The following is a 24,359-nucleotide window of genomic DNA, read 5'->3' as shown; positions in this document are numbered from 1 at the left end:
ACTCGTCAACTTTTTTTATTGAGGTCAAAACCAACTATGGAATCTAATTTAACTACTGCCGCCTCCGTAATCGCTGCTGCTCTCGCAGTAGGTATAGGCTCTATTGGGCCTGGTCTGGGTCAAGGTCAAGCTGCTGGTCAAGCGGTAGAAGGAATTGCGCGTCAGCCTGAAGCGGAAGGTAAAATTCGTGGAACTCTGCTGTTGAGCTTGGCTTTCATGGAAGCACTGACTATTTACGGTCTGGTAGTGGCTCTGGTGTTGCTGTTTGCCAACCCCTTCGTATAGATATTTTCAGATTTCTGAGATTTCGGATTTGGGCGGATTTATCTAGTCTCAAATCTGAAATCTACCCGTTTATGGTGGTCTGAAAAACAAAAGAAAGTTCGCAAGCCTATTGGTTAACACCCTTCAAAAAAATGATACACTCGACAATTCTGCTGGCCGTAGAAGAGGCAGCTACGGAGAGTAGTCTGTTTGATTTTGATGCTACACTGCCATTGATGGCTGTACAATTTCTAGTCCTGGCAGCTATCTTAAACCAAATTTTTTACAAGCCCTTGGGAAATGCCATTGATTCTAGGGCTGACTACATTCGCCAAAATAAGCTGAGTGCTAAAGAACGTTTGAGCAAGGCAGAAAGTTTGGCTAAACAGTATGAGCTAGAGTTGGCAGAAACTCGTAAGGAGTCTCAACAACTAATTATTAATGCTCAGGCTGAAGCGCAAAAAATTGCGGCGCAGGAAATGGCAGCGGCTCAACAAGAAGCTCAGAAAATTCGAGAAGCAGCCTATCAAGAAATTGAACAAAATAAAATCGAGGCTCAAAGAAGTTTGGACAAACAGGTAGACTCTATTAGTCGCCAGATTCTCGATAAACTTTTAGGAGCCGGAATGATTGGGTAGCTGTCCTCTCAAAAATTATTTTCAATCCCCTATAAATGGGGGAAAAGTTAAGCCTACATACCATCCCTAATCAAGCCAGGCGGCGGTTGAGGAAAGGGCAATCACATGAAATTATGAGAAGAGGAAGATGGTGAATCTTGTATTACTGGCGACAGAAGCCAGTCATGAGGGTGGTTTTGGACTGAATTTTAATCTGTTTGAAACTAACCTGATAAACTTAGGCATTATTATTGGTTTGCTAGTTTACTATGGGCGGGGCTTTCTCAATAAAATTTTGAGTGAAAGACGCTCTCAAATTGAGCAAGCAATTAAGGAAGCCGAGCAACGTTTGCAAGATGCCGAAAAAGCTCTAGCTGAACAACAAGAAAATTTGGCTCAAGCTAAGGTGGAAGCGGAAAGAATTAAGGCTTCTGCTGTGGAACGTGCCCAAGTGATTAGAGAGCAAATTGCAGCTCGTGCTAAGGCAGATGTTGAACAGATGAAGCTGACGGCTAATCAGGATTTGGAAGCGGAAAGAAGTAGGGCGATCGCTCAGTTGCGGGCTTTGGCTGTGTCTCAAGCGTTGGAACAGGCAGAAGTGCAAATTAGAGAACGCCTAGATGAAAATTCCCAGCACCAACTGGTAGATCGCTCCCTGGCTTTACTAGGAGGAGGTTCATGAGTTCAATTGTTGGTCAATTAGTAGAACCCTATGCCACGGCTTTGATGTCGGTGGCTAAATCAAACAATACCACGGAAGATTTTGGCAATCAAATGCGATCGCTTATTGATTTGCTGAAGAATTCCCCGGAACTACAGGATTTTCTAGGCAGTCCGGTGGTGAAAGGAGAAGATAAAAAAGCCGTGATTACACGACTGTTAGGAGAGGAAGTACACCCCTACCTGCGGAACTTCTTAATGCTCCTAGTAGATCGCGGTCGCATCCTATTTCTAGCAGAAATAGCCCAAGAATACTTGGCTTTGTTGCGGAAACTTAATCAAACAGTTTTGGCAGAAGTTACCTCGGCAGTAGAACTCAACGACGACCAAAAACACATGGTTGTTGAACAGATCAAGGCTAGAACTGGGGCACACAATGTAGAGCTGGATCTGAAAATTGATCGAGAGATTCTCGGTGGTGTCATCATTAAAGCGGGTTCCCAATTGTTTGATGCCAGCATCAGAGGACAACTGCGCCGCATTGGTATGAGCCTAACTGTCGGTTAATAATTCGCCGACACCTTAGCCATTTATCTTAGTTTAACCTTTAGCAACGGATCACAAACACTAACTATGGTATCCATCAGACCTGACGAAATCGCCAATATTATCAAAGACCAAATCGAACAGTACGGCCAAGACGTTAAAGTTTCTAACGTTGGTACAGTGCTGCAAGTTGGTGACGGTATTGCCCGGATTTATGGCTTAGATAAAGCTATGGCCGGAGAACTGCTAGAATTTGCCGATGGTACAATTGGTGTCGCCCTAAACCTGGAAGAGGATAATGTGGGTGCGGTACTAATGGGCGAAGGCCTGGAAATTCAAGAAGGTTCCGCTGTGACCGCGACCGGAAGAATTGCCCAAGTTCCCGTGGGAGAAGCTATGCTGGGACGGGTAATTGATGCCCTGGGTCGTCCCATCGATGGTAAGGGGGAAATTCAAGCCTCCGATACCCGTCTGCTAGAATCTCCGGCTCCCGGTATTATTGACCGTCGCTCTGTTTGTGAACCTATGCAAACAGGGATTACCGCTATTGACTCGATGATTCCCATTGGTCGGGGTCAACGGGAATTGATTATCGGAGACCGTCAAACTGGTAAAACAGCGATCGCTATTGATACCATCATTAACCAGAAAGAAGAAGATGTAATCTGTGTTTATGTGGCGATCGGTCAAAAAGCCTCAACTGTGGCTCAAGTGGTCAGCACCTTGGAAGAAAAAGGCGCTCTCCCCTATACCATTGTTGTGGCAGCTAACGCTAGTGACCCCGCTACCCTGCAATACCTGGCTCCCTACACCGGAGCAGCCATGGCGGAATACTTCATGTATCAAGGTAAAGCCACCCTGGTAATTTACGATGACCTTTCCAAGCAGGCTCAAGCCTACCGTCAAATGTCCCTGCTGCTGCGTCGTCCCCCCGGTCGTGAAGCCTACCCCGGAGATGTATTCTACCTGCACTCTCGTTTGTTAGAACGGGCTGCTAAATTAAACGATGAGCTGGGCGGCGGTAGCATGACAGCCCTACCCATCATCGAAACCCAAGCCGGTGACGTTTCCGCTTACATCCCCACTAACGTAATTTCTATTACTGATGGTCAGATCTTCCTGTCGGCTGACCTGTTTAACTCCGGTCTGCGTCCGGCGGTGAATGCTGGTATCTCCGTTTCCCGTGTGGGTTCTGCTGCCCAAACTAAGGCAATGAAGAAAGTGGCTGGAAAGGTTAAACTAGAACTAGCTCAGTTTGCCGAATTGGCAGCCTTCTCTCAGTTTGCTTCTGACCTAGACCAAGCGACTCGTAACCAGTTGGAACGGGGTAAACGTCTGCAAGAATTACTCAAACAGCCTCAAAATTCCCCCCTACAACTGTTTGAACAAGTAGCTGTGATTTACTGTGGTATTAATGGCTATCTTGATGATGTTCCCGAAGATAAAGTTGTGAGCTTTACTACAGGTCTGCGGGATTATCTGAAAAATAGTAAGCCTAAATATGGCGAGATTGTTCAAAGCCAAAAAGTCCTCACCGAAGAAGCTGAGGCTATGCTTAAAGAAGCAATTGCTGAGTTTAAGCAGACTTTCTTAGTTTCCGCGTAGGGTGCGTCACACGGGATCAGCCATTGGGGGAAACTAAACGCTTTATGCCGTAACGCACCAATTAATTAAAACGGGGAAAGGCAACAATTGAGGGATGAGGGGGAACTGACCCCCTTCCCCTATATGGGTCTGTTATTGACTATATCCCTGGTGCTTGAGGTCCTATTAACTCCCAGAGTCGTAATAATCTGTGGATAACAATTACTGATCATAAAACTATGTCAAACTTAAAAGCGATTCGCGATCGCATTCAGTCAGTCAAAAATACCAAAAAAATTACCGAAGCTATGCGCCTGGTGGCTTCCGCTAAGGTGCGTCGCGCTCAGGAACAAGTTTTAGCTACCCGTCCCTTTGCTGACCGTCTAGCAGGTGTTCTCTATGGTCTCCAAGGTCGCCTTCAGTTTGAGGATGTAGAATGTCCTCTGCTGCAACAGCGGGAGGTGAAAAAGGTAGGACTGGTGGTGCTGGCAGGCAACCGGGGTCTGTGTGGAGCCTACAATAGTAATATTATTAAACGGGCGGAAGCACGGGCGGCGGAATTGAAAGCCGAAGGCCTAGAATATAGCTATCTTCTGGTGGGTCGCAAAGCTATCCAACATTTTACCCGCCGGGATGCTCCTATCTCTCAATGTCGCGATAACCCAGAGAAAACCCCAGATCTACAAAAGGTATCCAGTGCGGCTGATGAAATTCTCACCTGGTTTGAATCAGGAGCAGTAGATCGCGTTGAGTTGATTTACACGAAATTTGTCTCTCTGATTAGTTCACGACCTGTTACCCAAACTCTGCTACCCCTAGACCTGCAAGGCTTAGAGGCTCAAGATGATGAGGTGTTTCGCCTCACTAGCAAAGGTGGTAAGTTTGATGTAACTAGGGAAAAGGTGAGTGTTGAGCCGGAAGCCCTCGCTCAGGATATGATTTTTGAGCAAGATCCGGTTGATATCCTTAATGCGTTGTTGCCTCTGTTTTTGACTAACCAATTACTGCGAGCATGGCAGGAGTCTACGGCTAGTGAATTGGCGGCTCGGATGACTGCTATGAGCAACGCCAGCGATAACGCTAGTGACCTGGTGAAAACCCTTACTCTTTCTTACAACAAGGCTCGCCAAGCCTCAATTACCCAGCAGATTCTGGAAGTTGTTGGCGGCGCGGTGGCTTTGGAAAATTAAGGCCTCCGAAAGCCAGGCGATCGCCTCGCCTCTATCAAGTCCTCAAGATGCCACCAGGGGGAATGGTTCCCCCCGTTGGTATTGATGGAGATAATCACTGAGGCGATCGCACAATTTCGTTAAATCCCGGTAATTTTTTTCATGTTGCTGTTGGTCATAAACAAAAGTAATTTTCTGGGGTTTTTCATCCCCTCTTAAACGCACAAACCAGTAAGTCATAGATACCTGTTCTGGGGGATAATCACTGGTTTCTACTAGCAAATAAAGATAAAGCCGCGTTTGCCAATTATTCGCCAATTTTTCCCGATTAACTAAGCGTTGATTAGTCTTCCAATCAATAATTTTAGCCTCATTTTGAGTAGCAGTTAATAAATCATAAATCGCCACTAAAACATAATCACCAAAACCCAAGGTTCGATAATGTTCAGCCTCCCGAAATTCTCCCGAACTATAGTTATTCTGGGGAGAAAATACCTCTGGTGCCGCCTTAACCAAGGCTAAGAAACAATTTTGTAACTCCCGATCCTCAGCCATAAATCCTTGAATTGGTAAACCCAATTCTCCCTGCTGCATCAACAGGTGAAAACGACTCCCCCAAGCCATATTTTCTTCCTCTTCCCAGGTTATCGGCGAGACCAACCCATCTAAATAAGTCTCCTGAAATTTCCGGGGACAGGTTTCTAGGAGATGCAAATGGTTTTGGGATAATCTTAACTTACCCGTCACAATTATTAATCCTCCAGCAGACCCAAAAGCCGTAGAATAGTATCTACATCATTGAGTTCTCCCACAATCCGGCGCTTAGGTTTTGGCCAGACCTTCATCAGAGTAGGAGTAGCCGAAATATGACTAGCTTCTGCTTGTTCCGGGTGTTTGAGTACATCAATGACCTTTAAAGTATAAGGGTAATTGAGCGATCGCTCAAGTAGCTGATGCAAAGTTTCCAGGGTATTTTCTGTGGCTAAACTGTCACCCGAAACAAACAGCCTCAACACATATCCTTCGGTTGGTGTACCATTAGAATCAGATGCTAACGGTGTGGCATTCTGGGAGTCAGACCCAGAATCACTATCTTGGTGTGAAAAATTGGTTTGATTATCCATGGTTTTAAACCTCACAACGAGGTCATGATTTTTCCAAAGTTCTGGAAACTGTTGATAATAACTTGCTAAAACCAAGGGATTGCCAACTTTATCACCAATCTGCACAGGTGGCCAAACCAAGTCTACCGTTTCAAAAATAGCATTCAGTAATGGCTGATATCACCACACTGGGGGGTGTGCTTATGCCAAAACTCTCACTTGCTGGGTAATCGGATCAATGCAACGATTAAAACTCGCCGTATAACACGGTGTAAAAAGTGCAATCCCTTTAAATAAATTAGGAACAGCCAAGGGGGAGGGGGTAAAACTCAATGATATGCGCTCACATTTATAACTGTTTGCCAAAAACGACTCAGGTTGCCCAGGAGAGCAACCTTATTTAATATCAGACTATTTATAGTGTATTTCAGAGTTAGGGCGAATGGTCAAAACTTCACACTTTTGTTATACTCTACCGCGTAGCATCTGACTCATCTCATTGGGGAAAGGCGAGACATCCAGACAAATTTCCTCAGTGATGCGCCCCTCTTGATACAATTCATAAAGGGATCTGTTCATAGTCGTCATCCCCTCATAACTATCTTTGAGCATAATCTGGTTAATTTCCTCATACTGATCCTTCATGATATACTCTTTGATTACATCAGTGTTGATGAGGATGTCATGGAAGGCGGCCCGCTTGCCGTCTGTGGTCTTACACAACAGTTGAGCAATAATCGCCACCAAAGTTTCGCTCAGTGAGGTTTTAATCGATGACTGTTCCTCAGCCGAGAACATATCCAAAACCCGGGTTAGGGTCTTAATGGCGCTGTTAGTGTGGAGGGTTCCAGCTACCAAGTGACCAGTTGATGCAGCTTTAATGGCAATCTGCATGGTTTCCTTGTCCCGAATTTCCCCCACCAGCATCATATCAGGGTCTTGACGCAAAGCCCCCTTGAGAGCATTAAAAAACTTGAGGGTATGTCGTCCAACTTCCCGGTGTTTAATCAGGGATTTTCGGCTTTGGTGAACAAACTCCACGGGGTCTTCAATGGTGATGATGTGATAGGCGTAGTTTTTATTGATATAATCAATCATCGCAGCCATGGTGGTAGACTTACCTGAACCCGTCGGTCCGGTAATCAACATCAACCCCTTGTGATAGTTACAGATTTTTTTGAAAACGTCGGGTAATTTCAACTGTTCTAGGGTGAGGATGGTAGCACCAATTAGCCGCAGTACCATCGCCGGACCACTGAGAGAGTCAAAAATACTAATCCGAATCCGCACAAAGCCTAAATCTGCGGCTCCGTCAAAGTCTAGGTTTTCCTGAAACTGATGGATTTCCTCATCGGTTAACACCTCCCGTAGCCAACTCATAAAGCTATTGAGGTCTGTTACCGGCCAATCTTCTTGGGGGGTCATATCGCCTCGGTATCTGAGGCGAGGTGTTTCATTAACCCCTAAATGAACATCAGATGCGCCTAACTCATCGGCGCGTTGGACAATCTCTCGCAAGGTGGGCTGTCCGGGGCTAGGTCCTGGTCCTCTGCTGGGGATTCCCACGGCGGCGGGACTTGCTGCTTGGGCGGGTGCAGGTGGAGGGCTACTATCCTGAACACCTCCTGCTGGTGGGCGAGGGGGTGCAGGTGGGCGAGGAGTTCCTGGGCCAGGTGGACGTGGGGGGGCTGGGGGACGTTGTGATTGTGTCATGAAATATCTCCTATCTGGGAAACCGCCTACCTATAGCCGGCGGAGGAAAGGCAATCTAGCTGATTATTGTTCCCTCTGTAACCAAGGGTAACAAAGGAAGAAAATGGCACGATTTATCAGCATTGACAATCATATTAATATTAGCGCCTATTTTGTGGTATTGCTAATGCCAGAAAACGGTTTGAGAAAATGACGATCGCACTGATGGTTACTAAAACAAGGGTTAACCAGTCTCCCCAACGGACATAAAGGGTTTGGCTATGGCGGCGGTAAATGATATGGTCATGGAGTTCGTAGGTATTGATGCCAGAAATCCATAGGGTGCGGCCGTGGGGGTCGATAATACCAGAATAACCTGTATTAGTAGCCCTTACTGTCCAGCGATCGCCTTCTATGGCGCGCATGACATCTTGGGCGTGATGTTGTGATAGCATCATGGTGGCATAATGGGCATCATTAGAGGCTGTTAGGATAAATTCCCCTCCGGCTGCTACTTGACGGCGGAAATGGTCAGCAAAGGCGGAATCGTAGCAAATTCCGGCGATCGCTTTTCCCCAACCAGTCTCAAATTTTTGTTGTTTTTCCCCGGCGACTAACCGCGCTTCCAGGGGTGACAAACGATTAATTACCCTTCCCAGAATGGCATCAAAGGGGATATATTCACCCAAGGGAACTAAATGGGTTTTGTCATATTGACCGATAATTTCCCCTTCACCGTTAATGGTAAATAAACTATTAGTTAATCCCCCCTCTGTCTCGCCAAATCCACCGACCCAAGCTATAACACCCTGTTGTAAAATCGCCTGATAAAAGCTATAATTGTAGTGATAGCTGTCATCTTGGTTCCAGACAAAAGGTAAGGCAGTTTCGGGGGTTAAGACTGCATCGACACCGCGCGCCGCCAATTCCAGATATCCCCGCGTGTATCCATTTAAAGCCTGTCGAAAACCCTGGGGATTGAGTTTAATTTCATTGGGGATATTCCCTTGAATAATCCCGACTCTGATGGCGTTTTCGGGTTGAGAATTTAGGGGGATATTGTAGAGACTCAATCCGATTAAATGAGCGATCGCCAATATTCCGACAGGGATTAAATAGAGTTGCAACTTGTGCTGTTTATGTGCTAACCAGAGTTCAGCTACAGTCCCATTGACGACTAATATAGTAGCCACGACGGTATTAGGTCCTGAGATTTGACCCAAATGGAGAATCACCAAATTACCGAAACTTTGGGTTAAAGCCAGTGTTGACCACCACAGAGGACCCCCACTCCAAATCGCTTCTAAAGCACACCATAAAGCCGTCCCTATTAGGATTCTAATTAATGCGGTTTTAGCGCCGATATTTAATGGCATTAATTTCGCAAATAACCACCCCCAAACGATGGCGATCGCTGTTCCCCAGAGGGTAATAAAAACCCAGGAAAAGATAGCGATCGCCAAACTAGCCAACCAGGGAACTCCCAGACTGGTCATGGGGTGAATTCCGGTCATCCAAAACAGGGAAAAGCCATAATAGCCAACACCCCAACTAGCGGTTATTTCCCAGGGTATTCGTCCCCGTCTTTTCGCCTCTACCACCATGACCCACAGAGGAACAAAAGCCACCCAAGCCACTAGCCACCACCTCAGAGGCTCGTTAGCCAACCCCATCAATATCCCACTGAATAGAGACACGGAGATATAGCGAACTTTTCGGAGGTTAAGATTAGCGGGTAACTTGAGGTTAAAATGTTCTACTGAAATCAGTTTCATCTAATTAATAATTGAGGGGGCTATGAACAGGTTAAATCACCAATCCATAACCCGCCGCCATGAGATAGGGGATAATTTTAGGCTTTAACCGGAGGTGTTTCTAACATCAATTTAGAGCGTTTAACGGATTCAGGGACATCAATCGGATAATCTCCCGTAAAGCAAGCGGAACAAAAAGTCAAGGGGTCTTCTTTAGTCGCATTTAGCATACCTTCCCAACTGAGATAAGCCAAAGAATCGACCCCGATTTGTTCTTGAATTTCCGCGACGGATTTAGTCGCCGCAATTAACTGGTCTTGGCTATCGGTATCAATCCCATAAAAACAGGGATGAGTGACGGGAGGGGATGAAATTCTCATGTGTACTTCAGTCGCACCAGCATCTCGTAAAGCCTTAACAATTTTACGGCTAGTAGTCCCCCTAACAATGGAATCATCAACCATAATTACCCGTTTTCCTTCGAGGACATCTTTAAGGGTATTCAACTTCATTTTAATACCAGACTCTCGCATACTTTGGGTAGGTTGAATAAAGGTGCGACCGACATAACGGTTTTTAATCAATCCTTCCGCATAAGGAATTCCCGACTGTTGAGAAAAGCCGATCGCTGCTGGGATACCAGAATCAGGTACTCCAATGACCATATCAGCATCAACAGAAGATTCAGTCGCCAAAACCCGACCAATTCTCATGCGATAACTATATAAACTTTCTCCTTCGACGACGCTATCAGGACGGGAGAAATAAATCATTTCAAAAATACACAATTTCCGCGCGGGTTTTTGACTCCAATGGAATGATGAAATACCCTGATCGGTAATCCAAACCAATTCTCCCGGTTCAACATCTCGGAGATATTCAGCGCCAATAATATCCAAGGCGCAGGTTTCGGAAGCCAAAACATATCGTTGGGGATTATTTCCCAAAGTTCCAATTACTAAAGGTCTGACTCCGTGTGGGTCTCGGACTCCCATTAAACCTACTGGAGTTCCAATAGCCAAACTATAGGCTCCCTCGCACATTTGAAAAGCGGTAAGACTAGCTTCTAACCAATCTTTACCGCCATTAACTTCGGAAGCGATCGCCAAAGCAATTAATTCGGTGTCGGTAGTGCTGACAAAATCAAACTTCCGCCTACTCATTTCCTCCCGCAATTCAGTAGTATTAACTAAGTTACCATTATGAGCCACAGCCACGGGTCCCAGTCTAGTTTCGGAAACCGCAGGTTGAGCATTAACAATGCGACTAGATCCCGTAGTAGAATAGCGAGTATGACCTACGGCTAAATCACCTTTTAACTGTTGTAAAATAGACTCATTAAATACTTGGGAAACCAGCCCCATATTTTTATATAAATGCAGATTTTCTCCTTCAAAGGTCGCTATTCCTGCTGACTCTTGACCTCGATGTTGGAGAGCATATAGCCCAAAATAAGTTAATTTTGCCACATCTTGACCGGGAGCATAAACTCCAAACACACCGCAGGCTTCCTCTGGCTTATCGGGGATTAGCTCAGTGTGAAACTGGTCATCGGTCACATCGGACTTATTGGGAATCATAGTAATATTTAGATGTTGACTGAGTTGGTAAAAACCGAAAGAGATAGATAATTAATAACTGTCAATTACTAACTATCAGTTATCTCTTATGTCGGTAGTAGTTGCTCTAGCAGATGAGATGCGATCGCGAATAGGCTGAGGAATAAATCCCCCAAAGGGAACTTTAAGATAGACGACGTTCGATCGCATAATTATAGCGATCGGCGATTTCCGAGAGATTAACCTCAATTAAACCTGTGTGATCATCAGCTAGAATGTGCAAAGACGAGTCAACTGCAGTCACTGTACCCAAGGGATGCCAAAATTGGCGATCGCTCCCCCAGATTTCTTGCAGATAACCCTCCCAAGCCTGCTGGTGTTGAGTAGGAACCGAAACCAAAATCCTAGCTCCCCCCTCACCAAACAGGATCGTATCCCAGCGTTGCCCAGGATCTGAGGTTAACCCTAGGTTAATGGTAGCCCCCAATCGGTTGCCAATGCAACATTCTGCCAAAGCGATCGCCAATCCTCCCTCGGCGCAATCATGAGCCGAGCGCACCCAACCGTTACCAATTCCCTGGCGACAAACCTTTTGCACCTGAAGCTCCAAGTCAAAATCGACCCGAGGAGGTTTACCCGCCACCAGATTATGTACTACGGCTAAATACTCCGATCCTCCCAGGGTAATATAACTTGGATCCTCATCAGCCAACCAATTAGCCACCCCCAACAGATAAATCAAATCCCCTGGTTGTTGCCAACTCTGACCACAAGCTAGAGCCGGATCTGGCAATAATCCCACCATTCCCACCACCGGAGTCGGATATATTCCCTGTGGCTTTCCTTGCGCGTCCAGAGTCTCGTTATACAGAGAAACGTTCCCCCCCGTCACCGGAGTAGAAAACGCCTTACAGCCCTCAGAAATGCCCTTACAGGCTTGTGCTAATTGCCAATAACCAATAGAATTTTCCGGGCTCCCAAAATTGAGGTTATCCGTCACCGCCACAGGTTCAGCCCCGACACAGCTCAAATTCCGAGCCGCCTCTGCAACCACAGCCTTAGCGCCTTCGTAGGGGTCAAGATAGACATGGCGGGCGTTACAATCAACAGTCGCCGCCACCGCCGGCCAAATTTTACCGGGATTATTGCCAATGGGTTCTTGAGGACGCAACCGCACGACGGCCGCATCAGCCCCCCCCGGCACAATGATGGTATTGTTTTGCACTTGGTGGTCATATTGACGATATACCCAAGACTTAGAGGCGATCGATGGGGTATCTAGCAGATTCAATAAGACCTGATTCCAAGTTACCAGTTGATTTTCTATTTCTATCCCTGATGCTGTGGTGGGGGGTAAACTTTCCGGCGACCACGCCCAGGCGGTTTGGGCATATTCCGGGGGTTCTGACATCAATTCCCGGTGATAAATGGGGGTATTATCAGCTAAAGCTGTGGAGGGGATTTCGGCGGCGGTTTCACCTTTAAATAAAATCCGCACGATCGCTTCTGGAATGACTTTTCCGGCGACGACGGCTTGGAGTCCCCAACGATGGAAAATCTCAATTAATTCTGATTCCCGTCCCTTGTGGACTACAAATAACATTCTCTCCTGGGATTCGGATAATAAATATTCATAAGGAACCATTCCGGTCTCGCGCACGGGGATTAGGTCTAAATCTAGTTCGATACCGACTCCCCCTTTAGCAGCCATTTCGGAGGTGGAACAGGTGATTCCGGCGGCTCCCATGTCCTGGGCGGCGACTACAGTCCCGGTTTTAAAGGCTTCTAAGCAGGCTTCGACTAGGGATTTTTCTAAAAATGGATCTCCTACTTGTACAGCAGGGCGATCGGCTATGGATTCCTCGCTGAGTTCGCTACTCGCAAAACTTGCGCCTCCCATTCCGTCCCTTCCGGTGGTTGAACCTACATAAAGCACTGGGTTACCAATACCAGCGGCACCGGATTTGACTATCTCTGGGGTTTCCATAATCCCGATCGCCATGGCATTAACTAGGGGATTGCCATTATAGTGGGGGTCAAAGTAGACATCTCCGCCGACGGTGGGAACTCCAAAACAGTTACCATAGTTGGAAATTCCGGCGACTACTCCCAGCAAGATTGGCCGCGTCCTGGGGTCTTCTAGGGAACCGAACCGCAGGGCATTTAGTACGGCGATGGGACGCGCTCCCATGGTGAAAATATCCCGCAAAATTCCCCCGACTCCAGTGGCGGCTCCTTGGAATGGTTCGATCGCACTGGGATGATTATGGGATTCTATTTTGAAGGCTAGGTGGATCCCGTCGCCAAAGTCTACTACTCCGGCGTTTTCTCCTGGACCGACGAGAATGCGATCGCCACTGGTGGGAAATTGGCTCAGGAGAGGGCGAGAATTTTTGTAGCAGCAATGTTCACTCCACATTACCCCAAACATCCCTAATTCGGCTTTGTTGGGGTGTCTGCCTAGTCTTTGATAGATTTCCTCATACTCTTGGGGTTTTAAGCCTTCTGAGGCTATTTCTTCGGGGCTAAATGGGGATTCAGCAATAATGGACATAGTGGCGATCGCTCGGTCAGGATAACAACCAAACATCATAAGCCTAAATTACATCATCCATCCATCCCCTCCTGTTGGGTTTCGCTGCGCTTCACCCAACCTACTGGGGATTTAGCAATCATCCACCTAGGGGCGATCGCTCGGTTAGGATAATAACCAAACATCCATCCCCTAACATCATCCATCCCCTCCTGTTGGGTTTCGCTGCGCTTCACCCAACCTACTGGGGATTTAGCAATCATCCACCTAGGGGCGATCGCTCGGTTAGGATAATAACCAAACATCATAAGCCTAAATTACATCATCCATCCATCCCCTCCTGTTGGGTTTCGCTGCGCTTCACCCAACCTACTGGGGATTTAGCAATCATCCACCTAGGGGCGATCGCTCGGTTAGGATAATAACCAAACATCATAAGCCTAAATTACATCATCCATCCATCCCCTCCTGTTGGGTTTCGCTGCGCTTCACCCAACCTACTGCTTAGTTGGGTTTCGCTGCGCTTCACCCAACCTACAATTAATTATTAACTACTCTGTTGGGTTTCACCCAACCTACTTAGTATAAGGGCTTGACCACAGTCATCGCATATCGTTCGGGGCTCAGGTAAGTTTTGGCAATTTCCTTTAATTCCGCAGCTTCTAGAGATTTAATTTGGTGGGGATAACTTACCGAAATCTCTGGTTTCGCTACTGTGAAATAATAGCCATATAACCCTGCTAATTGTCCCGGTGTTTCCGTTGAGAAGGCATAATCATTACACAGTAAACGCTTACAGCGATCGAGTTCCGCTGACGACATCGGAGTTTCCGCTAAATTACCTAAACACTCGCAGATTAGGTGTTCAACTTCTTCGATATTGTCAATATCTAAACAGGCATTAATTGTAAATAGACTCGACTCCCGCTGTAGGGAAAAACCGCTACTTATACAGTCTACTAACTGTCTATCTTCCCGTAATAATTGCACTAGGCGAGAAGTTCGCCCCTCTGCTAATAAAACCGATATCAGGTCCAGTCCGTAGCCATGTCGTATATTTTCAACTCCAGGTCCTGACCAAGCCATGGTGATCCGAGGTTGTTCTACATTAGGTAGTAGTAGTTCCTCATGGAGAATACCCCTCAGTTTAGGTTGATGATAACCGTTAGTAGTTGGGCATTCTTCCCGGTGGTAAAATGAGCCAAAAGCCTGGGAAACTAAATCTTGCGATCGCTTTTCTGAGACTCCCCCAACAATCACTACCGCCATATTTTCCGGTTGGTAGTGACAGCGATGAAACTGCCGCATTTCGTCAGGAGTTCGCGGCATCAAAGTCGCTTCCGTCCCCAAAACCGATCGCCCATAGGGATGATTACCATACAGAGTTTCCATCATCGCTTGAAACTCTATCCAATCTGGGCTATCCTGAGATTGGCGCAGTTCTTCTAACACCACCGAACGTTCTCGCACAAACTCATCATCAGGTATCGCCGCGTGCAGCAGTAAATCAGCCAGGGGAGACAGGGTTTCCTCTAAATACTGGGCGGCGCTGGTAATGAAAAAATGGGCATAGTCGTGGCTTGTAGCTGCATTAGCGACCCCCCCTCGGCTTTCAATTACCCAGTCGAACAAACCAGGGGCGATTTTTTCAGTCCCCTTAAAAATCATGTGCTCCAGAAAATGAGCCATCCCCGACCAAGGCTCTGGCTCCCTTGTGGCTCCTGCCCTAACCCAAACATCTACCACGACCACCGGTGTAGCTGGAATTTCTTGATGAATGACAGTTAAACCATTGTCTAGGGTGAAGACATTAGCGGGAAACGTTGCGATCGTTGACAGTTTAGACAACTTTTAATCTTTTAAACCCCCGTTAACCCTCTAGGTATATAATAATACCCCCAGCCGCCAAAAATTGAGTATTTTGATACAAAACAAAAAAACATCCCAAGCCAACTTTCAGCCTGGGATGATTGCCATTATATTTTTACGCCTATTTTTACACCCTAATGAGCAAGGCTACTGGAATGCTTCCCCTAACCATTAAAAGCCAAAACTAGGATCAGCAGCAGCAATAACAGGGGGGAACTGGGACATACCGAAGGCTAGGCTAGACGCGCCCACTTCCGCCAAAACTCGCAATCCGTCACCAAAGATAACTGGCTGGGCAGTCGTGAGGAAAGGTAAGGAAGCAGGTGCTTCAGCCTGGACAATAAATTCAGCATCCCCTGGTCCGATAAAGGGCAACCAGCGGGAGACATCAAAGAAGCCAAAATTACCGCCAGGGCCAGTTACTGTACTCGGTTCAGCCGGGAATGGGTTGCCGTTAGCATCCAGAATCACCGCCCCGGTTACTGGGTCACGCAGGGGACCACTGTTTAACTCTCCGTCCTTATTCAGATCCAGGTAAACGGTTACACCTTCGAGGAGGGGTTCACCAACTTGGTAGGCACTGTCAATGTTAACATCGGTGAACACAAAGCCAGTGATACTATCTGGAACTCCAGGACCTCCCACCAGGCTGGGGGGAACGTTAAAGAAAAAGTTCTTTTGTGCAGCTTGACCACGACCCAAAGCCACATCAAAAGCAGGATCAGGTCCGGTAGCTACCAAGTTACCAGGAGGATTAACCACCTCGACTTCAAAACTTTCTGTTAACAACCCAGGCTCGTTGGAAAGTACATAGTGCAGGTAGGGATTTTGAGCCAACTCCGCATCGGAGAAGGTGGGGAAGGTCGCATCTACATCAAGGATGTAGAAACCATTGGCATCTGTAACCGCAGTTCTTCCGCCGCCAGCTACGGTAATGCCAGGGATACCTGGTTCTCCGGGATCGGCAACACCGTTACTGTTGGCATCGGAAACTACGAAACCATAGATACTTCCGGGAACTACATAGCCCAAGTCCTGTAAGGTAACAGCACCGCCGGAAACGTTAACTAATTTTGGCTCATCATTAGTAGCAACTAATCTATCTGCAAAACGAGTTACACCGCCTAATCCTGGGGGTACGTCGTTCCCAGGCAATAGGGGCCGCAGTTGATAGGTTCCAGGAGCCAGGTTGTTGAAGGAATAAGAACCATCAGGACGGCTTACTGTAATGGGTTCGTTCGCTGTCCAGACTCCGTTACCGTCTAAGTCAAGGAACAGAGGAATACCACCGACAACAGGTTCGTTGTCAAGGTTAAAGATGCCATCAACATTGTTATCTATGAAGGTCTGACCTTGGATGTTACCCTTGCTGGTAATGGGGGGAACTGGAGGTACAGGGACAGCCGGAGGCAAGTTAACAATGGAAACTGGGCCTAGGTTCTGGTTCGGATCGGCGGGAACGCTGAAATCGATGGGCAGGTTGCTCCCAGCAGTGCTGACATCGGGAGGAAGGACTTGTCGAAGTTGGAACGGAGTCCCGGCTCCTAAAGTCTGTAAATCAGTGATTACAAACTCTCCATTCTCATTGGTAATGCCGCTCCGTTCACCTTGCTCTGGTTCGTATACGTTATTAAACGGGGGCAAATCCGTGAATACCGCAGCATTAGCTATTGGCAGATCACCAGGATCGAATACCCCGGTGCCGTTGACATCTATAAAACTAGTACCTGTAAGGTTTGACATTAGCTTGAACTCCTCCACCAAAATGTTGGACTAAGACAGTTTTTGCAAGATCAAGTCCATGTTCCTTGACTTAATCCCAACAGAATACACTCGCTTGCTCTGAGTGCGTATTCTTAAGACCACATTGAATATAACAGCATGAGCCTAAGAAAATATACCAGACTTTTGAGAAAGATTGCAATTTGGTTGTGAACGGGGGACATCCTAATTTCACCCCCTGGGGAGTAGTGGGCGCTATAGAGCTACCCACTGTTCTTAACGGTCAACACCCATAACGGTTATGGTCTGACCTGATAAAAACTTTGACATACCTCCTCGTCCTGAAGGAGCGAGGATTCCTTGACGCTTCACAGCCATGTGCTACCTAAGTAGTCTTACCCTCGCTCTGCGTCCGTTTAGAGTCTCCCAATGCCCTGTGGCGACTATGTATAACACCCCACTAATCCACTAATACGCATCTTGCAACTCATGGAACTCTGGCGAGATATAGTCTTTGCGAAGTGGCCAGCCTATCCAATCTTCTGGCATTAAAATGCGCTTCAGGTTAGGATGGCCTTCGTAGACGATACCATACATATCATAGGACTCACGTTCTTGGAAGTCCGCCGCCTTCCAAATCCAATAAACTGAGGGAACTTTTGGGTCGCTTCGCGGAACGAAGACTTTGACGCAAACTTCCTCTAGTTGTTCCACATTGTCGCCCACTTTGGCGAGATGGTAGGTGCTGACTAAATCTTCCCCTGGTCCCATATCATAGGCACATTGACACCGTAGATAGTTGAAACCATAGGCATATAAGGCAGTAGCTAGGGGAATTAAATAATCCCGGTCTACTTTAATCATCTCGACTCCCACATGATTGGGACCCAGAAATTCATGGTCAAATCCATTCTGACTTAACCACTGGGAGACGGGTCCGGCTTCAATGATGGGGGCTTCGGTTTCGGTCTCAGCCACGCTGTTCCTCCTTTTTCATGGGTTCGGTTTGTAGGGCGGGGGGCACGGGCATCCCGATCGCCTCGGTCAGTTGTTTCGGGGGGACTTGACGGGTAGTTGATTCTAAGTATTCCCCGGTTAAAATCGGTTCGACTACTTTCAGATTATGCGATCGCGTATAGTAGCGGTGGGTCTGTTGGAGATTTCCCCGCTCCTGGAATGATTCGTTAGCGATTTTCTTGCGTAGTTTAATAATCGCATCAATGATCGCTTCCGGGCGAGGAGGACAGCCGGGGATGTAAACATCTACCGGGATCAGCTTATCTACCCCTCGCACTGCGGTGGTGGAGTCCATGCTAAACATTCCCCCGGTGACGGTACACGCTCCCATAGCAATCACATATTTGGGTTCGGGCATTTGTTCGTAAAGCCTGACCAACATGGGGGAATATTTCATGGTGATAGTTCCCGCTGTGATTAACAGATCTGCTTGTCTGGGGCTGGACCTGGGCACTAATCCAAAGCGATCGAAGTCAAACCGCGAACCAATTAGACCCGCAAATTCAATAAAACAACAGGCAGTCCCATAGAGTAACGGCCACAGACTAGATAATCTAGCCCAGTTGTAGAGATCATCAACCGTGGTCAGGATCACATTTTCCGATAATTCCTGAGTGACCTGGGGTCGCTCCATGGGGTTGATGATAGTTGTATTCGGTGAAGGACTTTGAGTTGTCATATTTTTATAACCTGTAGTAGCGTACCTATGACCATTCCAACGCACCCTTGCGCCATGCGTAGACTAAAGCAATGACTAGGATGGTAATAAAGATGAGTGCTTCTATGAAGGCTAGTAGGCCTAATCTATGAAATGCTACCGCCCAGGGGTACAGAAATACTGTCTCTACATCAAAGATGACAAAGACTAGGGCAAACATATAGTAGCGAATGTTGAATTGAATCCAGGCTCCCCCTATGGGTTCACAGCCTGACTCGTAGGTTATGCGACGGGTGGCGCTTCTACTTTGGGGTCGGAGGATTTTGGAGGCTCCTAGAGCTAGTATCGGGACTAGGCTACAGATGATTAGGAAGCCCAGGAAATATTCGTAACCGTTGAGAAAAAACACAGCAGATCAACAGAGTTATAGTTTTGTAACTGGTTCTTTATATTATTAGATCACTTGTACCTTTGACATACCTCCTCGTCCTGCCTGAAGCAGTAAGGATTCCTTGACGCTTCACAGCCATGTGCTACCGGAAGTAGTCTTACCCTCGCTCTGCGTCCGTTTAGAGTCTCCCCATGCCCTGGGGCGACTATGTTTGATTCTACTCAAGCCCAAAGCTGGTTGTCTTCAGGGATTTAGTTAAACATTGCCCCCCGGAACTGTCTAGGTGCGCTCTCATCGTAGCTATTTCAACGCCTCTTGAGCCTTATGACTTCTCCATTTTAGAACAAAGCCGTCCTAGAAAAACAGGGTTTTAGACCCATTCTTCTGAGCCATCAAAGATCTGATCGGTTCAGTGGGACACGATTTAGCTATGGCTAGGTTGGATCTTAACAGAAATCTGCGATTAGCGTGCTTACCGACACTGCTCAACCTTTTAACTGTCTTTTGGCGATTTAACTGTCTTTTGGCGATCGCCACAGATTGATTTAACTTTGTCAGGTTCTGTAATATTATGTAATAGACTTTTAATAATTAACTCCCCGACCGTCCGTACTATGAGTGAGCCAGCCACTGAAGTCAAATCTCCAGACCGATATGAGTGTAACGCCTGCGGTTACGTCTATGAACCCTCCAAAGGCAGTTCTACAGGCAATATTCCCCCAGGTACTGAATTTGAAGATCTGCCAACTCGGTGGCGTTGTCCCGTTTGCGGTGCGCCCCGCAGCCAATTTAGGAATATTGGTTCCTCCTCAAGTCCGTCTGGATTTGAGGAGAATCTGGGGTTTGGCCTGGGAGTCAATACCCTGACCTCTCAACAGAAAAGTCTTCTCATTTTTGGCGGGCTGGCTTTGGCATTTCTGTTTTTTATTAGTTTGTATGGTTTACGTTAAGGGATTTAACCAGATTGAAAATGCAGTTCCCTAAATTTTTGCAAAAATTTGCCATTTTGATAGCTGTGGCTTTGTTCTGTGCAAGTTGTGACTATCTGCCAGATGTTAGCTATAATCCTTGGGAATTAGTCCCCGTGGCTACAGATGCCAAGTTATTTGATATCGATTTTGTCGATAACTCCGATCATGGTTGGATTGTCGGTAGCAATGCCACTTTGTTAGAAACTCAAGATGGCGGTAAGACCTGGGAAACTAAACAGCTAGATCTCGATGAACCTAATCTTCTGCTGACCTCTGTTAGTTTTAGCGGCTCGGAAGGATGGGTTGTCGGTGAGCCTTCTGTACTTCTCCATAGCACTGATGGGGGTAAGTCCTGGACTCGCATCGCCCTCAGCAATAAACTCCCCGGCGCTCCCAATAATATTGTCGCCCTCGGACCTAGTGCGGCGGAAATGACTACTAATGTCGGAGCTATCTATCAAACTAAAGATGGCGGTCAAACTTGGCAGGCTATGGTAGAAGATGCTGTGGGAGTAATTCGCAGCTTGTCTCGCTCGGAACAAGGCGAATATGTTACCGTTTCAGCTAAGGGTAATTTTTACTCGACTTGGGAACCGGGACAGACCTCTTGGACTCCCCACATTCGCTATAGTTCTAAACGCCTAGAAAAAATTGGCTTTGGTCAGGATAACCGACTCTGGATGTTAGCCCGTGGCGGTGAGATCCGGTTTAGCGACCCTAATGATCCCGAAGAATGGAGTGATCCTATTAAGCCAGAGTTTTCCACCAGTTGGGGATTACTGGATTTGGCTTATCGTACCCCCGAAGAGATTTGGGTCACTGGCGGTAGTGGTAACCTTCTCTGTAGTTTTGATGGGGGTGAAACCTGGCAAAAAGACAGGAAAGTTGAGGATATTCCCTCCAATTTTTACCGCATTGAGTTTATGAGTCCTAAACGGGGATTTATACTCGGTCAACGGGGAACATTACTTAGATACACCGGAAACACCTCAGCATCTAGTTGAGAGAAAAACCAGCCTTTAAAAAATGTTGGTAAAATTGGCTTGTTATAAGTGACTCTCTACCCTATTATAATATGATTGAGAGTCTGTAAGTTGTGGATTTGTTAACAGGAGAGACTTAAATGGCAGGTACTACTGGTGAGCGTCCTTTTGGTGACATTATTACAAGTGTCCGTTATTGGGTGATTCATAGTCTGACAATTCCGGCTTTGTTTATTGCTGGATGGTTATTTGTCAGCACCGGCTTGGCTTATGATGCTTTTGGTACACCTCGCCCTAATGAGTATTTTACTCAAGAGCGCCAGGAACTACCGATTATCACTGAACGCCAAGATAGCAAAACACAAATTCAACAATTTATTGCTAAGTAGATCCAGGAGAACTTAAAAACATGACGAATGCAAATCAAAACCAACCGATAACTTATCCGATTTTTACGGTTCGCTGGTTGGCTGTACACACCCTGGCTGTTCCTACAGTTTTCTTCCTGGGTGCGATCGCCGCTATGCAGTTTATTCAACGATAGGAGACATACATGGATCGTAGTCGTAACCCCAATAAGCAGCCTGTTGAACTGAACAGAACCTCTCTGTATCTGGGCTTGCTGTTGATTTTTGTCCTGGGTATCCTGTTTTCTAGTTATTTCTTTAACTAACTAGAAGTACCATTATACCTTGGAGATATTTACCCTTTTCCCCAGTAATTTCAATTTTGAATAGAGAGGTATAAAGCTGTGTCTGGAGATGCTAAACTTCCCCTTTGGTTAATCGCCACGGTAGCCGGAACTGGTGTTCTGGTTGTGGTTGGTCTGTTTTTCTATGGGGCTTACGTCGGTGTTGGTTCTGCACTCTAATTTAAGAACCATAAAATCTGAGTGTTAATACTCAAGTGTTGATAATATCCCACTCGTTTTGGGTGGGATTTTTATTGAATTAAGCACAGGATTTGCTCATCAATTTATGAACATAATTACTGGAATTGGGCTATTAGCGGGGATGCTGACGACTATTGCATTTCTTCCCCAAGCAATTAAGACCTGGAAAACTAAATCGACCCGTGATGTCTCCCTGGGAATGTTCGTAATTTTCTGTACCGGGGTATTTTTATGGATTGTATATGGAACGCTGATTAAAGATCTACCGATTATCCTAACTAATGTGGCGACTTTGGTATTGGCTTCGACTATTTTGTGGTTTAAGTTAAAATATCACTAATCTGGATATGCTAAATCTGATCACCCTAATTTTTATACTGTGACTGTTACCCAATTCGCGCGCGAACGTTTATTATTTACTCCAGCTACACCGGAAACTAATGCGGTTCCGGTGATTTTGGCTTTCCCCAATGAATACAGTGTGGGAATTACTAGCCTAGGTTATCAGATAGTATGGGCGACTTTAGCACTTCGTCAAGATGTACAAGTTAGCCGCCTGTTTACGGATCTGAGTGAACCTCTACCAAATAACCCAGAATTATTAGGGTTTTCTCTGTCGTGGGAATTAGACTACAGTAACATTTTACAGCAGTTGGAAGATTTAGGGCTACCAAGACGATCGCACTCGCGCGATAATCAACAACCCCTAGTTTTTGGCGGCGGACCTGTCCTCACGGCTAACCCAGAACCCTTTGCTGATTTTTTTGATGTGATTTTACTGGGAGATGGTGAAGATTTAATACCTAATTTTATCAGCGCCTATCAACAGGTTAGACAAGCCGACCGACAGACTAAATTACGCCACTTAGCACAACTTCCGGGAGTTTATATCCCTAGTTTATATGAGGTGAAATATCACAGTGCTGATGGGGCGATCGCTTCTATTAAACCTATTGATAGTGATATTCCCCCCCAGGTGCAAAAACAAACCTATCGCGGAAATACTCTATCAGCTTCCACCGTAGTCACGGAATTGGCGGCTTGGGAAAATATCTATATGGTGGAAGTGGTTCGCAGTTGTCCCGAAATGTGCCGTTTTTGTTTGGCTAGTTATTTGACTTTACCTTTCCGGACGGCGAATCTTGAATCATCTTTAATTCCGGCAATTAATCGGGGTTTAACTGTCACTAAAAGGCTGGGTTTATTGGGGGCTTCGGTGACTCAACATCCCGAATTTAACGAATTGTTGGATTATCTGAGTCAGCCAGAATATGATGATGTGAGATTGAGTTTGGCTTCAGTTCGCACCAATACGGTGACGGTGAAACTAGCGGCTACTTTGGCGAAACGGGATACTCGTAGTATTACTATAGCGGTGGAAAGTGGTAGTGATCGCCTCCGTAAAATCATCAATAAAAAACTAGATAATGATGAAATTATCCAAGCTGCTATTAATGCCAAAGCCGGAGGCTTAAAAAGCCTTAAACTCTATGGTATGGTGGGGATTCCGGGGGAGGAATCAGAGGATTTAGATGCCACAGTTGCTATGATGCAGGAGATTAAAAAAGCCGCCCCTGGTTTACGTCTCACCCTCGGTTGTAGTACCTTTGTCCCGAAATCTCACACTCCTTTTCAGTGGTTTGGAGTTAATCCAGCAGCCGAAAAAAGATTAAAGTTTTTAGAGAAAAAACTGCGCTCGAATGGGATGGATTTTCGCCCGGAAAGTTATCGATGGTCGGTAATTCAGGCTTTAATTTCCCGAGGCGATCGCCGTTTATCTTATCTCTTGGAAAAAGTCCGCCATTATGGGGACAGTCCCGGAAGTTATCGGCGAGGGTTTAAGGAATTACGCGGACAGCTTCCCCCAATAGATTTTTATGTTAATCAAGACTGGGAATTAAACCAGGTTCTCCCCTGGAGTCACCTCCAAGGACCTCTACCAGAAACAACTCTTAAAAAGCACCTCAATGATTCTCAAATTTGGGCTAGAGACAAGTTATCTCAGGCGACAAAAAACTGAGAAATATCTTCTCCACACTCATCGGCTAAGTAGAAAAGGGCACGAAATCGCATCGCCACAACTTCCTCATAAAAAGGGTTTAATTTGCAGAGGGGGGGAATTTGTAAAACTGTACGCCCAAACATTTTGATAGTGCGTTCAAAGGGGCATTGTGCGGGGATTAAATTGCAGATTAACCGGGCTGTTTTGGGATTTTTGACTTGAATATCGAGCCGGGTTTTGATGGGTTTTAAGATGAAATTTGGCTGGGTATTTAAGTTGAGTTGATTCATATCTCCTATGGCTCCTCCTCGGTTGCTATAGATTTAATTTAGCAAGGCGATCGCTATAACGCCAGGGTTTACTTATATAAATT

28 protein-coding genes are annotated in these 24,359 nt (G+C 46.3%); 15 read left to right on the top strand and 13 right to left on the bottom strand.

The genetic code is table 11. From position 1 onward, the window contains the following. The first annotated feature begins 36 nt into the window (after positions 1–36). From atpE to N39L_RS04115, 6 genes are all read left to right on the top strand, one after another. A complete protein-coding gene (atpE, locus tag N39L_RS04140) occupies positions 37–285 on the top strand; it encodes an ATP synthase F0 subunit C (protein WP_006618460.1) in 249 nt (82 codons plus the stop codon). 131 nt (positions 286–416) lie between these two features. Beyond that, the gene (locus tag N39L_RS04135) at positions 417–902 is read left to right on the top strand and encodes a F0F1 ATP synthase subunit B' (protein ID WP_014274375.1); all 486 of its coding nucleotides are present in this window, start codon (positions 417–419) and stop codon (positions 900–902) included. A 127-nt stretch (positions 903–1,029) separates the two neighbouring features. Then, complete coding sequence (locus N39L_RS04130) at positions 1,030–1,563, top strand: F0F1 ATP synthase subunit B (RefSeq protein WP_043468009.1); 534 nt, start codon at positions 1,030–1,032, stop codon at positions 1,561–1,563. Next, on the top strand, positions 1,560–2,108 hold the full coding sequence (gene atpH, locus N39L_RS04125) for an ATP synthase F1 subunit delta (protein ID WP_014274373.1): 549 nt from the start codon (positions 1,560–1,562) through the stop codon (positions 2,106–2,108). The genes N39L_RS04130 and atpH overlap by 4 nt, the downstream gene beginning before the upstream one ends. Positions 2,109–2,174: 66 nt before the next feature. After that, a complete protein-coding gene (gene atpA / locus N39L_RS04120) occupies positions 2,175–3,692 on the top strand; it encodes a F0F1 ATP synthase subunit alpha (protein ID WP_014274372.1) in 1,518 nt (505 codons plus the stop codon). 218 nt (positions 3,693–3,910) lie between these two features. Continuing rightward, positions 3,911–4,861 (top strand): F0F1 ATP synthase subunit gamma, encoded by a 951-nt coding sequence (locus tag N39L_RS04115; RefSeq protein WP_014274371.1) that lies wholly within the window; start codon positions 3,911–3,913, stop codon positions 4,859–4,861. A 42-nt stretch (positions 4,862–4,903) separates the two neighbouring features. Here the strand turns inward: N39L_RS04115 and N39L_RS04110 are convergent, their stop codons facing one another. The 8 genes from N39L_RS04110 to N39L_RS04075 form a co-directional block, all read right to left on the bottom strand. Further along, a complete protein-coding gene (locus tag N39L_RS04110) occupies positions 4,904–5,587 on the bottom strand; it encodes a PD-(D/E)XK nuclease family protein (protein ID WP_014274370.1) in 684 nt (227 codons plus the stop codon). A 5-nt stretch (positions 5,588–5,592) separates the two neighbouring features. Then, entirely contained in the window at positions 5,593–5,964 is a 372-nt protein-coding gene (locus N39L_RS04105) for a circadian clock KaiB family protein (RefSeq protein ID WP_231852088.1), read from the bottom strand. 444 nt (positions 5,965–6,408) lie between these two features. After that, complete coding sequence (locus N39L_RS04100; RefSeq protein ID WP_014274368.1) at positions 6,409–7,656, bottom strand: type IV pilus twitching motility protein PilT; 1,248 nt, start codon at positions 7,654–7,656, stop codon at positions 6,409–6,411. A gap of 140 nt (positions 7,657–7,796) precedes the next feature. Beyond that, positions 7,797–9,410 (bottom strand): apolipoprotein N-acyltransferase, encoded by a 1,614-nt coding sequence (lnt, locus tag N39L_RS04095; protein ID WP_043468007.1) that lies wholly within the window; start codon positions 9,408–9,410, stop codon positions 7,797–7,799. A 77-nt stretch (positions 9,411–9,487) separates the two neighbouring features. After that, on the bottom strand, positions 9,488–10,969 hold the full coding sequence (gene purF, locus N39L_RS04090; RefSeq protein ID WP_014274366.1) for an amidophosphoribosyltransferase: 1,482 nt from the start codon (positions 10,967–10,969) through the stop codon (positions 9,488–9,490). Between the two features lie 163 nt (positions 10,970–11,132). Then, positions 11,133–13,502 carry a phosphoribosylformylglycinamidine synthase subunit PurL gene (gene purL / locus N39L_RS04085; protein ID WP_014274365.1) on the bottom strand — a complete coding sequence of 790 codons (2,370 nt, stop codon included), beginning with the start codon at positions 13,500–13,502 and terminating at the stop codon, positions 11,133–11,135. Between the two features lie 53 nt (positions 13,503–13,555). Then, positions 13,556–13,789: a hypothetical protein gene (locus tag N39L_RS04080; RefSeq protein WP_126277459.1), complete on the bottom strand. Its 234-nt coding sequence runs from the start codon at positions 13,787–13,789 to the stop codon at positions 13,556–13,558. Positions 13,790–14,060: 271 nt separating this feature from the next. Next, complete coding sequence (locus N39L_RS04075) at positions 14,061–15,329, bottom strand: M16 family metallopeptidase (RefSeq protein WP_014274363.1); 1,269 nt, start codon at positions 15,327–15,329, stop codon at positions 14,061–14,063. Positions 15,330–15,402: 73 nt separating this feature from the next. On the opposite strand from N39L_RS04075, the gene N39L_RS04070 reads away from it, so the two are divergent. Beyond that, positions 15,403–15,525 carry a hypothetical protein gene (locus N39L_RS04070; RefSeq protein WP_286171740.1) on the top strand — a complete coding sequence of 41 codons (123 nt, stop codon included), beginning with the start codon at positions 15,403–15,405 and terminating at the stop codon, positions 15,523–15,525. On the opposite strand, the gene N39L_RS04065 is transcribed toward N39L_RS04070, so the two are convergent. From N39L_RS04065 to ndhC, 4 genes are all read right to left on the bottom strand, one after another. Further along, positions 15,522–17,093 carry a hypothetical protein gene (locus tag N39L_RS04065; RefSeq protein WP_014274362.1) on the bottom strand — a complete coding sequence of 524 codons (1,572 nt, stop codon included), beginning with the start codon at positions 17,091–17,093 and terminating at the stop codon, positions 15,522–15,524. The genes N39L_RS04070 and N39L_RS04065 overlap by 4 nt on opposite strands. A 447-nt stretch (positions 17,094–17,540) precedes the next feature. Continuing rightward, on the bottom strand, positions 17,541–18,050 hold the full coding sequence (locus N39L_RS04060) for an NAD(P)H-quinone oxidoreductase subunit J (RefSeq protein WP_006616828.1): 510 nt from the start codon (positions 18,048–18,050) through the stop codon (positions 17,541–17,543). Further along, positions 18,043–18,768, bottom strand: coding sequence for a photosynthetic/respiratory NAD(P)H-quinone oxidoreductase subunit K (gene ndhK, locus N39L_RS04055; RefSeq protein WP_006616829.1), 726 nt, complete (start codon positions 18,766–18,768; stop codon positions 18,043–18,045). The genes N39L_RS04060 and ndhK overlap by 8 nt, the downstream gene beginning before the upstream one ends. A 25-nt stretch (positions 18,769–18,793) precedes the next feature. Continuing rightward, the gene (gene ndhC / locus N39L_RS04050; protein WP_006616830.1) at positions 18,794–19,156 is read right to left on the bottom strand and encodes a photosynthetic/respiratory NAD(P)H-quinone oxidoreductase subunit C; all 363 of its coding nucleotides are present in this window, start codon (positions 19,154–19,156) and stop codon (positions 18,794–18,796) included. 596 nt (positions 19,157–19,752) lie between these two features. Between ndhC and N39L_RS04045 the strand changes: the two genes are divergently transcribed. The 8 genes from N39L_RS04045 to N39L_RS04010 all read left to right on the top strand — a co-directional run bounded on the left by N39L_RS04045 (position 19,753) and on the right by N39L_RS04010 (position 24,004). After that, positions 19,753–20,088, top strand: coding sequence for a rubredoxin (locus tag N39L_RS04045; RefSeq protein WP_006616831.1), 336 nt, complete (start codon positions 19,753–19,755; stop codon positions 20,086–20,088). Positions 20,089–20,108: 20 nt separating this feature from the next. Then, a complete protein-coding gene (locus tag N39L_RS04040; protein WP_006616832.1) occupies positions 20,109–21,113 on the top strand; it encodes a photosynthesis system II assembly factor Ycf48 in 1,005 nt (334 codons plus the stop codon). Positions 21,114–21,232: 119 nt separating this feature from the next. Continuing rightward, positions 21,233–21,481, top strand: a complete 249-nt coding sequence (psbE, locus tag N39L_RS04035) for a cytochrome b559 subunit alpha (protein ID WP_006616833.1) — start codon at positions 21,233–21,235, stop codon at positions 21,479–21,481. 20 nt (positions 21,482–21,501) lie between these two features. Then, entirely contained in the window at positions 21,502–21,636 is a 135-nt protein-coding gene (gene psbF, locus N39L_RS04030; RefSeq protein ID WP_006616834.1) for a cytochrome b559 subunit beta, read from the top strand. 9 nt (positions 21,637–21,645) lie between these two features. Beyond that, on the top strand, positions 21,646–21,765 hold the full coding sequence (gene psbL / locus N39L_RS04025) for a photosystem II reaction center protein PsbL (RefSeq protein ID WP_006616835.1): 120 nt from the start codon (positions 21,646–21,648) through the stop codon (positions 21,763–21,765). 78 nt (positions 21,766–21,843) lie between these two features. Beyond that, positions 21,844–21,963 (top strand): photosystem II reaction center protein J, encoded by a 120-nt coding sequence (locus N39L_RS04020; protein WP_006616836.1) that lies wholly within the window; start codon positions 21,844–21,846, stop codon positions 21,961–21,963. 106 nt (positions 21,964–22,069) lie between these two features. Beyond that, entirely contained in the window at positions 22,070–22,324 is a 255-nt protein-coding gene (locus N39L_RS04015) for a SemiSWEET transporter (RefSeq protein WP_035737656.1), read from the top strand. A 39-nt stretch (positions 22,325–22,363) separates the two neighbouring features. Continuing rightward, entirely contained in the window at positions 22,364–24,004 is a 1,641-nt protein-coding gene (locus tag N39L_RS04010) for a B12-binding domain-containing radical SAM protein (protein ID WP_014274361.1), read from the top strand. Here N39L_RS04010 and N39L_RS04005 read toward each other — a convergent pair. Continuing rightward, entirely contained in the window at positions 23,986–24,276 is a 291-nt protein-coding gene (locus tag N39L_RS04005) for a Mo-dependent nitrogenase C-terminal domain-containing protein (protein ID WP_006616839.1), read from the bottom strand. The genes N39L_RS04010 and N39L_RS04005 overlap by 19 nt on opposite strands. Positions 24,277–24,359: the final 83 nt, after the last annotated feature.

Origin of the sequence: Limnospira platensis NIES-39, assembly GCF_026000695.1 — a bacterium.
Taxonomy (GTDB): Bacteria; Cyanobacteriota; Cyanobacteriia; order Cyanobacteriales; family Microcoleaceae; genus Limnospira; species Limnospira platensis.
This window is presented reverse-complemented; position numbering and strand designations above follow the sequence as displayed.

What these genes read in the sequence shown, in the direction of transcription:
- N39L_RS04100 (WP_014274368.1), bottom strand. Translation starts at nt 7,656, where the DNA reads ATGACACAATCACAACGTCCCCCAGCCCCCCCACGTCCACCTGGCCCA.
- psbE (WP_006616833.1), top strand. Translation starts at nt 21,233, where the DNA reads ATGGCAGGTACTACTGGTGAGCGTCCTTTTGGTGACATTATTACAAGT.
- atpA (WP_014274372.1), top strand. Translation starts at nt 2,175, where the DNA reads ATGGTATCCATCAGACCTGACGAAATCGCCAATATTATCAAAGACCAA.
- ndhK (WP_006616829.1), bottom strand. Translation starts at nt 18,768, where the DNA reads ATGACAACTCAAAGTCCTTCACCGAATACAACTATCATCAACCCCATG.
- purF (WP_014274366.1), bottom strand. Translation starts at nt 10,969, where the DNA reads ATGATTCCCAATAAGTCCGATGTGACCGATGACCAGTTTCACACTGAG.
- N39L_RS04015 (WP_035737656.1), top strand. Translation starts at nt 22,070, where the DNA reads ATGAACATAATTACTGGAATTGGGCTATTAGCGGGGATGCTGACGACT.
- N39L_RS04135 (WP_014274375.1), top strand. Translation starts at nt 417, where the DNA reads ATGATACACTCGACAATTCTGCTGGCCGTAGAAGAGGCAGCTACGGAG.
- N39L_RS04115 (WP_014274371.1), top strand. Translation starts at nt 3,911, where the DNA reads ATGTCAAACTTAAAAGCGATTCGCGATCGCATTCAGTCAGTCAAAAAT.
- N39L_RS04130 (WP_043468009.1), top strand. Translation starts at nt 1,030, where the DNA reads ATGGTGAATCTTGTATTACTGGCGACAGAAGCCAGTCATGAGGGTGGT.
- psbL (WP_006616835.1), top strand. Translation starts at nt 21,646, where the DNA reads ATGGATCGTAGTCGTAACCCCAATAAGCAGCCTGTTGAACTGAACAGA.
- atpH (WP_014274373.1), top strand. Translation starts at nt 1,560, where the DNA reads ATGAGTTCAATTGTTGGTCAATTAGTAGAACCCTATGCCACGGCTTTG.
- atpE (WP_006618460.1), top strand. Translation starts at nt 37, where the DNA reads ATGGAATCTAATTTAACTACTGCCGCCTCCGTAATCGCTGCTGCTCTC.
- N39L_RS04040 (WP_006616832.1), top strand. Translation starts at nt 20,109, where the DNA reads ATGCAGTTCCCTAAATTTTTGCAAAAATTTGCCATTTTGATAGCTGTG.
- N39L_RS04065 (WP_014274362.1), bottom strand. Translation starts at nt 17,093, where the DNA reads ATGTCAAACCTTACAGGTACTAGTTTTATAGATGTCAACGGCACCGGG.
- lnt (WP_043468007.1), bottom strand. Translation starts at nt 9,410, where the DNA reads ATGAAACTGATTTCAGTAGAACATTTTAACCTCAAGTTACCCGCTAAT.
- purL (WP_014274365.1), bottom strand. Translation starts at nt 13,502, where the DNA reads ATGTCCATTATTGCTGAATCCCCATTTAGCCCCGAAGAAATAGCCTCA.
- N39L_RS04080 (WP_126277459.1), bottom strand. Translation starts at nt 13,789, where the DNA reads ATGATGTTTGGTTATTATCCTAACCGAGCGATCGCCCCTAGGTGGATG.
- N39L_RS04105 (WP_231852088.1), bottom strand. Translation starts at nt 5,964, where the DNA reads ATGGATAATCAAACCAATTTTTCACACCAAGATAGTGATTCTGGGTCT.
- N39L_RS04005 (WP_006616839.1), bottom strand. Translation starts at nt 24,276, where the DNA reads ATGAATCAACTCAACTTAAATACCCAGCCAAATTTCATCTTAAAACCC.
- N39L_RS04045 (WP_006616831.1), top strand. Translation starts at nt 19,753, where the DNA reads ATGAGTGAGCCAGCCACTGAAGTCAAATCTCCAGACCGATATGAGTGT.
- psbF (WP_006616834.1), top strand. Translation starts at nt 21,502, where the DNA reads ATGACGAATGCAAATCAAAACCAACCGATAACTTATCCGATTTTTACG.